The organism is Pseudomonas sp. BNK-30 (assembly GCF_047456185.1).
Taxonomy (GTDB): Bacteria; Pseudomonadota; Gammaproteobacteria; order Pseudomonadales; family Pseudomonadaceae; genus Aquipseudomonas; species Aquipseudomonas putida_E.
This window is the reverse complement of sequence record NZ_CP179904.1, coordinates 2128573-2140461: the sequence shown is the minus strand read 5'-3', so window position 1 is coordinate 2140461 and position 11889 is coordinate 2128573. Positions and strand designations below refer to the sequence as shown.

8 protein-coding genes are annotated in these 11889 nt (G+C 63.9%); all 8 read right to left on the bottom strand.

Translation table 11 applies throughout. The features are described 5' to 3' along the window. Positions 1-7 precede the first annotated feature (7 nt). The 8 genes from tssA to tssJ all read right to left on the bottom strand — a co-directional run bounded on the left by tssA (position 8) and on the right by tssJ (position 11868). The gene (tssA, locus tag ACMGGN_RS09970; RefSeq protein WP_404602206.1) at positions 8-1102 is read right to left on the bottom strand and encodes a type VI secretion system protein TssA; all 1095 of its coding nucleotides are present in this window, start codon (positions 1100-1102) and stop codon (positions 8-10) included. Positions 1103-1196: 94 nt separating this feature from the next. Continuing rightward, a complete protein-coding gene (locus ACMGGN_RS09965; RefSeq protein WP_012314358.1) occupies positions 1197-1715 on the bottom strand; it encodes an Hcp family type VI secretion system effector in 519 nt (172 codons plus the stop codon). 143 nt (positions 1716-1858) lie between these two features. Beyond that, a complete protein-coding gene (gene tssM / locus ACMGGN_RS09960; RefSeq protein ID WP_414156728.1) occupies positions 1859-4354 on the bottom strand; it encodes a type VI secretion system membrane subunit TssM in 2496 nt (831 codons plus the stop codon). Next, positions 4351-5259, bottom strand: a complete 909-nt coding sequence (tagF, locus tag ACMGGN_RS09955) for a type VI secretion system-associated protein TagF (protein ID WP_414156727.1) — start codon at positions 5257-5259, stop codon at positions 4351-4353. The genes tssM and tagF overlap by 4 nt, the downstream gene beginning before the upstream one ends. Further along, a complete protein-coding gene (locus tag ACMGGN_RS09950) occupies positions 5256-9062 on the bottom strand; it encodes a type VI secretion protein IcmF/TssM N-terminal domain-containing protein (protein WP_414156726.1) in 3807 nt (1268 codons plus the stop codon). The genes tagF and ACMGGN_RS09950 overlap by 4 nt, the downstream gene beginning before the upstream one ends. A 30-nt stretch (positions 9063-9092) precedes the next feature. Continuing rightward, positions 9093-9809 (bottom strand): type IVB secretion system protein IcmH/DotU, encoded by a 717-nt coding sequence (gene icmH / locus ACMGGN_RS09945; RefSeq protein WP_012314362.1) that lies wholly within the window; start codon positions 9807-9809, stop codon positions 9093-9095. Next, positions 9806-11149: a type VI secretion system baseplate subunit TssK gene (gene tssK, locus ACMGGN_RS09940; RefSeq protein ID WP_012314363.1), complete on the bottom strand. Its 1344-nt coding sequence runs from the start codon at positions 11147-11149 to the stop codon at positions 9806-9808. Before tssK ends, icmH begins: the two co-directional genes overlap by 4 nt. Beyond that, the gene (gene tssJ / locus ACMGGN_RS09935; RefSeq protein WP_039603565.1) at positions 11146-11868 is read right to left on the bottom strand and encodes a type VI secretion system lipoprotein TssJ; all 723 of its coding nucleotides are present in this window, start codon (positions 11866-11868) and stop codon (positions 11146-11148) included. Before tssJ ends, tssK begins: the two co-directional genes overlap by 4 nt. Positions 11869-11889: the final 21 nt, after the last annotated feature.

The following is an 11889-nucleotide window of genomic DNA, read 5'->3' as shown; positions in this document are numbered from 1 at the left end:
GCAGGCCTCAGGAGCGCTGCTCACGTGTCCCCAGCACGTCGCGGATGTTGTCCACCACATTACTGTCCTTGATCACATCGCTCAGCCAGCCCTCGAGCGGCATGTTGCCCCACTTGATGGCGCGCTCTATCAGATACGGTACCGGGCTTTGCGGCTCGGTCTGTTTGAAGAACTGGGCAATGCCGGCGAGCATCGTGAAGGCTTCGTCGCGGGTCAGTGGCGTGGTGCGCATGGGCGCAGGCGCTGCGGCCTGAACGGGCGTATTCATAGGTTCACCTGGCTCGCTGGCTGCGCTGAGGGTGACGGCAGGCTCTGGCTCTGCGGCGACAGGGTGCAGTTCGACGCCGCGGTCCTTGAGCAGTTTCTCTGCCAGTTGGCTGGCCCGCGACAGCATGTCGGCGAGGCTGGCAAAACTTGGCGCTTCGGTACCGAACAGGCGGTCGGTCGTCGCTTGCAGGCGTTGGCAGGCCTGCAGGCTGGCGGCAATCTGCACCGCTTTGGCCTGCAGGTGCTCGGTGTCGCTGAGCACCACCGAGCGCTGGAAGATCTCGGCGTTGATCTTGCCCTCATTGAGCGCGGTTTGCATCGCCTTTGGGTTCTGCAAGGCAAGGTTTTCTACATGGCGTGATTCGTCGTAACGCAGCACGCCGAAATTCTGCCCTTGGGTAATGGGCAAGCCACCGACAATGTCGGTGAGGGTGGTCTTGAGCCAGGACAGCCGCGCAGCGCGCTCGTCCAGGCCGTCTTCGAGTGACGGGTAGGCACTCTCCCAGAATGTTTCCAGGATGCGTTCGCACAGGGTCAGGCCGAAGGTGATGCCTTGGAAGTGATCGCGCTGGGCCAAGCCTTCGTTGAGCCAGGCGACCAGCATCAGGTCCTTGCTCTGCTGCGCAAGCCCTTGGGCCGACAGGTTGATGACCTTTTCCCAGTCGGCGGTTTTCAGGTCGGTCTGCCAGTCGCCCTGGGTCAGGTAGTCAGGGTCTGCCCGGCGTGCCTCCTTGATCTGGTCGAACAAGGCAGAGAAGCTCAAGTCTTCGCCGCTGCCACCGTCGATCGGCGCGGCCAGCTCGGCCAGCGAAAGGCCGTTGAGGAATTCAGGCATAAAACACTCTGATCAGGGGTAAAGAGCAACGTGCCGGGAGGCCCGGCACGCCGCAGGGTATGGGCCGCTTGCGCGGCCCAGGCCAAACAAGTGCTTAGGCAAACACTTTGTTCGCGGTGCGGTCCCAGCCACCGACGATGTTGCCGCCAGCCTGGCCGTCGGTACGGTTCTGCTGGGTGTAGGTGGTTTTGATGCGGGCGAAGTTGAAGCTGATTTCTTCAATCGGCAGGTCGCTTACCGCCTTGTCTTCGCCGCCCTGGTTGCCACCGGCGACGAACTTGACCGAGGACACCACCACTTCTTCCATGTCGATGGTCAGGTAGGTGACCTTGTCACCACCGGCACGGTTGACGTTCAGCTTCAGCTTGGCGATGTGCTTGCCGGTGCAGCAGTGCTCGAACAGTTTGGCCGAGGCCTTGTCGACTGCCTTGCGGATCTTGAAGTCGGTCAGCGACACGCGCTCGGAGGATGCACCGCCCGAGGAGCTGGCAGTGGCCGAAGTGGCCTGGGTGGCGCCGTACTCGTAGCCCAGCACTTCGATCCAGTCCTTGTGTTTTTCATCCAGAACTTCGCCCGGGATGCCGTCGATTTGGATATACGCGTCAAATGCCATTGTAAAACTCTCCATTAACATCAATTAAAGGCCGCTCATGCGCCCCTTCGTGTTGACCTCGCCGAACCTGTCAGCAGAGGTAGCTTGCCGCCACCCGGGCCTCCTCCTGTGAGGCCCGGGTGGCCGGTTCTTGCAGCGCGGCCTCAGTTGAGCCCGCGCACTTCGATTTCCACCCGCCGGTTGGGCTCCAGGCACTTGATCAGTTGCGCCCGCGGTTGTTGCATGTCGCAGTTGACCAGCGGTTTGCGGCTGCCTTCGCCCTGTGCACTTACCAGCTCGGCGGGTACGCCCTTGCCGACCAGGTAGGTGCGGATCGTTTGCGCCCGTTGCCGGGAAACCTGCAGGTTGCCTTGGGCATCGCCGAGCTGGTCGGCGTGGCCCGAGATGATGATCTTGCCGATGTTCGGGGTGTTCAGCAGTTTGCTGGCGATAGCGCTCAGCTGGTTCTGGCCTTCGCTCTTGAGGCTCTGGAAGTCGGCGCGGGCAAAGGCGAACAGGGTGTCGGACTCCAGCGTGATGGTTTCGATCGAGCGCAACGACTGGGTCAGCAGGCTGTTGATGTAGTTGCGCGAACTGGACATCAGGAACGCGTTGTCGAGGATGCGCGGTACATCGGGTTCACGGATCTGGTCGCTGTAGAACACGATCTGGCGGCTGGCGTACAGGTAGTCCTGGTTGGCAGGGCTTTCGCTGCCGGCGGCGGCCATGCGCTTGCCGGTGTGGCGGGCGATGGCCGGGTACCAGTAGTCCGGTAACCTGGCCTTGAGGAATGCCGGGTCGGCCTTTTCCCGCTGGGCAGGTGACAGCATCACGTAGGTGTCCAGCGCTGCCTTGCCGAAGTCGGCGATCGACTGGGCACGGTTGTCATGGGGCAGGGCTTCTGGCTCGACACTGTCGACACCGGTCACCGGCTGCAACTCACGGGTATTGCGCTGGTAGACCTTCAGTGTAGTCAGCAGGTACAGGGTGCGTGTCAGGTTGTCTGCCGTGGGCTTGAGCATCACGTTCTGCAGGGTGGCGAAGTAGCGCGCACGCACTACCGGCTCGACCGCATGGCCCTGGTACAAGCCCAGGCGCATGCCCAGCGGCACGGCGTGCTCGTGGTGCTGCTGGTAGTAGTGTGCGGCCCAGAAACGCAGGCGGTCGAGGCTGTGCCAAGGGGCGTACTGGCCAGGGTTGGCCTGGTCTTCGCGCTTGGCCTGGGCCAGTTCGGCGGCCATGGTGTCGAGGGTGTTGCGGTTGTTCATGTACGACCAGCCCCACAGGCTGCACAGCAGCAATCCCGCCAGGCTGGCGGCACCCACCCAGGCGGCCTTGCGCTGGCGTTCACGGCGGTTGCTGGTGTACACCGCCACCAAGTGCTGGTCGGGGATGATCACTTTGCGGAACAGGCTGTTGATGAACAGCGGTGCCGGCTGGCTGTTACCCCCGCTAAGGTCCTGGCCGTGCGCCAGGGCGAAACGCTCGGCGACGTGCTGGCCATGGCTGCCCCACAGGGCGTCGTCGGCTTCCAGCGCTGCGGTGAAATAGAAACCACGCAGCAGTTCGGCGTTCTGGTACGGGTTGGCCCGCAGCAGGCTGTCGACGAATTGCTGCAAGCGTGGCTTGAGCGCAGCCAGCTCGAGCGGGAAGCGGTAGGCGGCATTGTTCTGGCGGGTTACCTGAATATCCTGCTGCATCAGTTGCTGGCTCGCCACCTGCTCCCAATAGCCGGTCAGCTCGTCCATGGCCTTGCCGAAGCGCTGGCCCCAGTCGGCTTGTTCATAGCCTTTGTGCGAGAACGTCTTGCCCATCACCTCACCGCGCGCTGCGTCATCCAGCTGGCGGTAGAAGGGTGTGAAGCCTGGGATCAGGTCGCATTTGGTGAACACCAGGTAGATGGGCAGGCGTACTTCCAGCAGGGCGCAGCTTTCCTGGATACGCTCGCGCAGGCGCTTGGCCACACGCTCCTGGTCTTCGGCCGAGCCATGCAGGATATCGGCGATGCTGACGCTGACGATCAGCCCGTTGAGTGGCCGGCGCTGGCGGTGCTGGCGTAGCAGCTGCAGAAAACCACGCCACTTGCCGGCTTCCTCGGGGCTGTTCATGTAGCGGCCGGCGGTGTCCAGCAGCACCGCTTCGGAGCTGAAGAACCAGTCGCAGTTGCGCGTGCCGCCCAGGCCTGCAACCCGCGCACCTTCGCGCTCGGCGTAAGGGAAATTGAGCCCGGACTGCAGGATCATGGTGCTTTTGCCGGCGGCCGGTTGGCCGATCACCAGGTACCAGGGCAGGGCGTACAAGGCGTCCTTTGCAGGGGTGGCGCGTGGTTTGTTGCTGTGCAGGCGCTCGATGCTCTGCAGCAGGCGCTCGCGCAGCAGGCTGATTTCTTCGCGGTCGGCCGGGGTGGCGTTGAGTACCGCCTGGTCTGCGTCATCACGCAGCAGCGCCTCAAGGTTGTGGTGCTGGCCTGCGCCACGGTAAAGCAGCAGTACATAGCCCGCCGACAGCAGCAGGAACACGCCAATGCCCGCGAGCAGGCTGTGCAGTGAGGCAAAACCCAGGGCACGGCCCAGGGCCCACACCACGAAGATCGCCAGGAAGAAGGCCAGCCCCAGCAGGTAAGGTTGATAGCGCAGGCAGTAGTACTTGATCTTGTTCATACAGGCGTCGCATCCAACGCATCGACAAAGCGGTCGATGACGTGTTCTAGAGGTCGGTCGTAGTCGTGCACGGGCGTTTGTGGCGGCAACGGGTTGAGCAGATCCAAGCGTTGGCCGGCTGCGGCCGTGCCGCTGAGCAGGCGATACGCTGTGCCGGTATGGCGCGACGGGAAGCAGTACAGCCGCGGGTGCATGAAATCGTCGGCCAGCAAGGTTACCGCCGGTACGTCATGGCGCCTGGCAATGCGCGTCAGCCAGGTCAGCCACAGGTCGGCGGTGGGGTTTTTCAGGCCACGCTCGGCCGGCAACGGCAGCTCGATACCGCCGTCGAAGTCGCCGTGCAGCGCCAATTGCGTAGCCCGCAAGCGTGCCAGCGCGGTAGCACCGTCGAAGGCCGGCCAGGAGCCCTGCAGCGCACGGGCGATGTCGCTGAAGCTGAAATCATGCAGGAACTTGCCGTGCACACGCCGGAACAGGTCCAGGTCCTGAGCCTGCAGCGGGCGCAGGGCCTTGATGCGTTCGAACAGGCTGGCGCGCTCGGCGCCTTGCACGGCCTGATGCAGCAAAGGCTTGATCTGCGCACTGAACAGCTCGCCGAGGGTGAACGGGTTGAGCAGCGTTTCACCTTCTTGGCCCTTGAGTAGCTGGAAGATGAAGAACGGGTAGCGTCGGGCACTGGCATCACGGGAGCTGAGCAGGCCGCCCAGCAGCCAGTTGCCATTACGCGCGCGGTAGCAGAAGAAGCACATCGGCAGTGCATCGAACAACGCCTGCCAGTCCTCGCGGTGGCGCATTGCCGCCAACGAGGCCTGTAGCCAGGCGTCGAACTCGCAGACTTCCTCCGCCGCGCCATGCAGGCTGACGAAGTCTGCGCTCGACGGCAGCTTGCCGAAGCAGCCGATCATTGTGCGCCCCTGCCAGCGTCGTTGAGGGCGCTCAGCGCCTTGACGTCGCCCAGGTCGGTGAGTTTGACCCCGCCGAAGTTGCGCACCACCAGGCTGACCCGGCCGTTGGCCGTGTTCCAGCTGAAGCGCTGCTGGATGCCGTCCAGGTCATCGACCCGGGCGCTTTCGTTCATGCGCAGCAGGCCCCAGCGCCCCGGGAAGTCGAACACGGTGATGCGTGCACCGCTGAGGGTGACCACGTCCAGGCGTGCGCCCGGTGCGCTGTTGGTGCCTGGCCAGGCAAAGCGGCTCCAGCTGCTGCGGCCGTTGCGGTAGTGCTGCTCCTGGCCATCAAGGGTGAACACGATGTCGGTAAAGTTGGCCGACGGCTCAAGCATGATCTCGAAGCCGTTGTCGCGGTCCGACAGGCTGGCGATCACCTGACCCACGTTGCTGGCCTTGTCGATGCTGTTGAGCATCCCCGGGTTGACCAGCGCCGGCGCCTTGCCGTTGCTCAGGCCCAGGCCTTCACCGCCGGACAGGTTGCCGATTTCGTTGCGCTTGAAGGTCGGCAGCAGGCCGCTTTCGGGGTCGACGAAACGCTGCAGGTCCTTGACCGAAGCTTCGTTGCGGCTGCCGGTGGCGATCGGGTAACGGTGCGCCATGACCTGCTCCCAGGGCTTGGCGATCTGCTGCTTCCAGGCTTTGGCGATCTGTTGGCCGGCCGGGTCGCGCAGGGTTTCCCAGGCGTACTGGATCGGCAGGCTGAACAGGCCCTGCAGCGAACGCGACAGGCCGTCCTGGCTGGTGTCGACGCTGGTTTCCACGTAGTTGCGCACGGTGGTCACCTCGCTCGGCTGGCCTTCCAGGGTTTCGCTGATCAGCTGCTTGCTGCTTTTACCGACATCCTGCGAGCGCTGGATGTTGTTCATGCGCACCTTGAGCTTGCGCAGCGCGGCCAGGTAGCGGTCCATGATGGTGCTGTCGGCGCCTTCGGCGTTGTTGGCCGCGAACACCCGGGCGACCGGCTCGAAACGCTTGGCCAGGCTGCCGTCGTCCACGGCCGGCAGGCTAGGGGCCATGGCGTCAGGCGCTGCGTCCTTGGCTTCGTCGATCAGGCCGGTGACCTTGCTCCAGAAGCCGTCCGCGCGGGCATTGCCCGTGGGCGTGGCGTCGCGCTTGACCGGCAAGTCCCACTGGGTGTTGTCGTTGACCGCTGCCAGCAGGTTCTTCACCGGCGAGTTCTGCACATCGCTGAGCAGCCCGAGGTGTTCTGTGGCCGAGGCCAGGTCGGCGAAGTGGCGCACGCCCACGCTGCTGACCATCTTGTACCAGGCCTGGGTGTAATCGCGTTTGTAGCGGGCCATGAACTCGCGCACGAAGTTGGCTTTCTGCACGATGGCATCGCCGCCTTCGCCGTCGAGCACCCAGTCCGACTCGTTGCGCAGGTTGCCCGACACCAGCTTGATCAGCTCGGGCTTGACGAAGGTGTCCCAGCCCTGGCGGGTATAGATCGCCGGCACGCCGGCAGAGCTGTACAACAGGTTACGGCCAGGCGTTGGCACCAGGTCGTTGAGGCTCAGCGCCGGGAACTGGCGGCTGGACTCCAGTTGCAGGCGCAGGTATTCGCGATCCACCAGCGAGCTGGAAATCATGAATGCCTTGAGGTTCTGCCGGGTTTCGTCGATCAGTTGTTGGTTACGTGGCAGCGACGGCGCCTGGCCTTGCTCCAGCAATTGAACGTACAGAGGGGCGTTTTCGCTGATGACCGCAGCGTCGGTGGGGGAACCTTGGGTTGCGGCGCCTGCCCAGGCCTGCGGCAGGCTGGCGGCGACGAAGGCTGGGTCCGGGTGGGCTTGTGGCTCCGTCAACAGCAGGTACAGCTTGAGGGTGTTGTAGGCCTCGATGATCGACGCCACTTGCTGTTCGTCCAGGCGTCCGAGCATCTCTTCTGACAGTGACAGGCCGCCGGTGGTGGCGGACAACTCGGCCGCGTCGCTGGCCGTGGCCAGGTTGACCTTGGCGGCGTAGGCGCCGGCACGGGTTTTGGTCAGGGCCGCCTGGGCCTTGGCCGCCAGGCGAGGCGTCAACGGTTTGCCATTGCGGCTTTTCGGCGCCGGGGTGAACTCCAGCTCCTGGTTGATGCCGCTGGCAAAGGTGTTGAACGCACGCGTCTGCACCTGCAGGCTGCGGGCAATCGGCTCCAGTGCCTGGCTGCGCAGTTGCGCCAGGTAGGCGTCGCGGGCCACCTGGTGAATCGCCTCGCCGTGGTACAGGCCGGCGCTCAATTGCAGCGGTACACCCTGCTGGCGATGGGCCTCGACCGTCGCCATCTGCCCGCGCAGCACTTCCAGGCCTTTACCGGCAGCCAACAGCTGTGCGCGGTCATCGGCGCGTTCGATCTCGGCCAGTTGGCCACGCAGGCTGTCCAGCCACTGGCGGTTGTTGGCGAACGATAGCGCCTGCCAGCCGATAAAGGCCACCCCGGCGGCAGCGGCCAGGCCCAGCAACATGGGGCTGAAGCCTGCCTTGCGGCCCAGGCGCGACTGGTACAGGGTCAGGTCGCGGTCGGGGAAAATCACCTGGCGGAATGTGTCGGTGATGAAGTAGCTGCGGTTGCCCTGCGTGTGGCTGGCCGGCTGAGGGCCTTCGTCGTGGGCCGCTTGCAGGGCAAAGTCGTCGGCGATGACGTCTTCGTACACCTGGCCCAGTTGCTGCTCGGTCTGCAGCGCACTGGTGAAGTACAAGCCGCGCAACAGCAGCGGGGCACCGCCACCCTGGCCGCGGGTGAAGTGCTCAAGGAACTGCTCCAGCACGCCATTGAGTTCTGCGAAGTACTGGGGGAAGTTGAGCAGTGTGCTGTCGGCATCTGCGCCGAGGCTGATCATCTGCGCATCGACGTGGCGGCGGATGTGGCTTTGCAGGTTTTTCAGGCGAGTGTTGAGCACTGCCTGCAAACCGTTGTTGCGGATTTCCGACAGGCCAAAAGTCATGCCCAGCGGCTGCTGGCGCTGGTGCAGGTCCAGGCCTTCGAAGGCCTGGTTGAAGCCGGGCAACTGGTCGGTCTTGCTCAGCATCAGGTACACAGGCGGGTTGGTGCCCAGGCACTCGGCGTATTCCTCCACGCGCGCCACCAACTGCGCGGCAAGCGCGTTACGCCCGTCGCTGTTGGCCGCCAACAGTTCAGGCAGGCTGACCACCAGCACCAGGCCGTTGATCGCTGCCTTGCCGCGTTGCTTGCGTAGCATGCGCAGGAAGGCTGAAAACTCGCTGGCAGACTGATCGTCGCGCAGGTAACGGCCTGCGGTGTCGATCATCACTGCGTCGGGGCTGAAATACCAGTCACAGTGCTGGGTGCCACTTTCGCTGTCATTGGCGGTGGCGATGCTGGCCGAGAGGCCCGAGTGGGTCAACAGCGAGGTTTTGCCTGCAGCCGACATGCCGATCACCAGGTACCAGGGCAGGTCGGACAGGGCCGCCTTGCCACCGCCACCGGCGGAGCGGTCGGTGCGCAGCATGGCGATGGCATGCTTGAGGCGCTCGCGCAGCACTTGCTGGTCGCGGAATTCACCGGTGGCGTTCCACGAGCGATCGACCTCGATCTGCAGCAGGTTCTCCAGGTTATGCTCGGCGCGGATGCGCTGGTACTGGCGCAGCACGATCACCAGCAGGAAGCAGGCGCTGATGATGGCCAACGCTTCGGGCACATGGTGGCGCAGCCAGGGCACCATCGGTGCCACCAGCCAGCAGATCAACAGGGTCACCAACCACAGCAGTGGCAGGAGAATCCAGAAACTCTTCAACAGACGCAGTAATGTTTTCATGTCTTCCTGACTCGGCTACCTGAGGTGTGCTCAGGCACTGAACAGCTGGCGGATTTGTTCGGAAAGGGCGGCGACATCCTTGTCCAGCAACCAGTCGAGCGTCAGGTACACCGCGACACAGACCAGCGCAATCAACACCAGGTACACCCACAGCGGCACTTCGTGGCGCAGCATCTGCGACACCTGGTCGGGCAGGGCCCAGTCCGGCGAGAGGGTTTTGGGTGGTTTGCGGTAGCGCGCGATGTCTTGGCCCAGGGCGTTGGCCAGGTAGCGCAGCTGGTCTTTCTGGCCGAGGCTGAACTTGCCCTCGAAACCCAGCGCCAGGCACAGGTGGTAGACCTCAAGCACATCGAGGTTCTGTTTGACGTCGGCGCGCAACGCTTCGACCTTCTCGAAGAAGCCTTCACCGGCCAGGTGCACGCCAAAGTAGCGGAACTGCAGCGGTTGCAGCTCGAAGTGCCCGCGCAGTTCGTTGTCGCCGGAGCGCAGCACGCTTTCGTCGAGGAACGCGCACAGGGCGTATTGGGTGTCCTTGACCTGCTCGACGCTGTAGTTGGCGGCGCGGGCATCGCGCTCCAGGTTGGCGAAGAAGCGGTCGACGCTGGCTTCGAAGGCTTGTACCGACGTGACCTGGCGGCCACGGCGGACAATCAGCGCCATGCTGATGAAGTCCTGTACCAGGCCCTTGAGGGTCGGTTTGTCGCTGGCGGGCGCAACGGCGCCCTGTTGCAATACGGCTTCGGTCATTTGAGCACCGCCATCAGTTCAAGCTTGAGGTTGGTAAAGGCGCTGGGCGCATAGAAGCAGATGGTCTGGGCGTTCATCATTCGCTCGTAGACATGGCCATGCGGCTCGATGGCGAAGTACTGGTTGTCCAGGCGTACCGGAATGGCGTTGGGCAACCGCGCAGCATGGTTGAGGGTGACGCCGGGCATGGCGCTGTTGACCACCACTTCGATGTCTTCCGGCGAGCCCACCTTGAACGCCCGTGGCACCAGCTCCAGCAGGCTGGCACCGGGCATGTCGGCGTGTACCGAGATATAGAAGTCGGCCTCGGCCAGGCGCGGGTCGCGCAGTTGCCCCTGCCAGTACGACGGCTTGGTCTGGGTGAGGTTGATGACGATGCACTGGTTGGGCACGACATTGTCGAGCATCACCCGGATCATCTCGTCCAGTTTGACCAGTGATGCCGCCGGGTCGTGGTGATCGTATTCGGGGATATCACTAAGCTGGGTGTCGAGGGTGAACGTCAACAGCCCGCCGGCAAGGTCGGCCAGGAACAGGTACAGGCGCTCGGGGTGCAGCCGCGGGTGGGCCAGCAGGTGGGCCAGTTGAGGGTGCGCACGGTTGACCGTGTTCAGCAACCAGAACAGTGTGACGTCGCTGGAGCCGAATTCGGCGATCTGGTCGGCGCGCTCACGGCGCCGGCCCGACAACGCCTTGCTCTTGGCCTGCAGGGCACCGAGCAGGCGCTTGCCGATGCCGGCCAGGGTCTCGTGGCTGCCCAGGTGCAGGGTGGGGTGGACGAAGTGCGGGTCCAGGTTGAAGCCGCCCATGCTGTTGCGGGTGAGTTTGGCCAACGGGCAATGGCTGTAGCCATCGAGGCTGTCGCCATCGACCAGCAGCACCACATTCAGGCGCAGGCTGGTGATTTCGTTTTCCAGTTCACCTTCGTTAAGGTCCGGCAGGGTGTCGAACTGCTTGCGAAAGCGCCGCGCCGCCTTGTGCTCCTGGCCATCTTCGACATAGTTCAGGCCGAAGGGCTCGGGCAGCTTGAGTGCGGCGTAAACCTTCAGGTCGTTGGCCTTGAGCAGGTCCTTGAGGTCGCGTGCGGCCGGCAACGGGTCGTGCTGCGGGGCGTCGTACAGGCTGCCGTCCGGAAACACCAGTTTCAGGCGCTTGAGCTGCAGCGAACCGTTGGCCAGGGCATCTTCGTCCACCTGCAGCGCCTGCACGCCCCAATGGAACGGGGTGCCGCGCAGGGTGGCCTCGGCCAGCTGGTGCTGGTGGAACTCATCCTGGTATTGGAAGTGCTGGGGCAGCAGGAACATGCCTTCCGACCACATCACCCGGCTCTGCTTACTCATTTGACGCTATCCACTAAAGAGTTGAAGGTTGAATCCATGGCGTTGCTGGCCGATTTACCGGCAGCGTCGGTGGCCTTTTCGATCACGGCGTCCTGCACTTTGTCGGTGAGGGCAGACGGCGTATCGTCGGCCTTTTGCGCAGCAGCCAACTGGTCGGCGGTGGGCGGCTTGTTCAGCACATCGACGCCACGCAGGGCGCTGATTTCGGTGTTGTCCACCAGTACCCGCAGGCCATCGGACGAGAACCAGATACCGTCCTTGCGCAGCGACTCGGCATCGAATGCGACCTTCCAGCGGGCATCCTGCTCATTGCGGAAGAACGCTGCCACGCCGACATAGCGGGCGGTCTTGGCCAGCGGCCACTGGTCGGTCTGGCCGATACCCGGCAGCAGGGTGAGCTCGCGGGCTTCGACCAGCGTGTTGCCCAGGGCTTTTTCCGGTGTGTCCCAAAGCGTCTCGGCGTCGGTGGCTGCAAAGCGCTCGAGGTCGGTCAGCTGGTACACGCGCATCACCACCGACAACGGCTTGCCCTCGGCGTCGGGGTTGAGCTGGTTACCGCCGTCGGAGGTCAGGATGACCTTCTCGCTGTCGGCCAGCATGTCGGCCGCCCAGCTGTCTTCCATGCGCTTGCCGATACGGTCGGTGACCCCGCAACCGGCCAGTGCCAGCAGCAGGGCTGCGACGGTCAGGCGCTTCAGGGCGGTGTGTGTGTGGTACATGACGGCTAAACCTCCGGGTAC

Excerpts from the sequence above, each read along its gene's own strand:
- tssJ (WP_039603565.1), bottom strand. The coding sequence starts at position 11,868 with ATGTACCACACACACACCGCCCTGAAGCGCCTGACCGTCGCAGCCCTG.
- tssA (WP_404602206.1), bottom strand. The coding sequence starts at position 1,102 with ATGCCTGAATTCCTCAACGGCCTTTCGCTGGCCGAGCTGGCCGCGCCG.
- ACMGGN_RS09950 (WP_414156726.1), bottom strand. The coding sequence starts at position 9,062 with ATGAAAACATTACTGCGTCTGTTGAAGAGTTTCTGGATTCTCCTGCCA.
- ACMGGN_RS09965 (WP_012314358.1), bottom strand. The coding sequence starts at position 1,715 with ATGGCATTTGACGCGTATATCCAAATCGACGGCATCCCGGGCGAAGTT.
- tssK (WP_012314363.1), bottom strand. The coding sequence starts at position 11,149 with ATGAGTAAGCAGAGCCGGGTGATGTGGTCGGAAGGCATGTTCCTGCTG.
- tagF (WP_414156727.1), bottom strand. The coding sequence starts at position 5,259 with ATGATCGGCTGCTTCGGCAAGCTGCCGTCGAGCGCAGACTTCGTCAGC.
- icmH (WP_012314362.1), bottom strand. The coding sequence starts at position 9,809 with ATGACCGAAGCCGTATTGCAACAGGGCGCCGTTGCGCCCGCCAGCGAC.
- tssM (WP_414156728.1), bottom strand. The coding sequence starts at position 4,354 with ATGAACAAGATCAAGTACTACTGCCTGCGCTATCAACCTTACCTGCTG.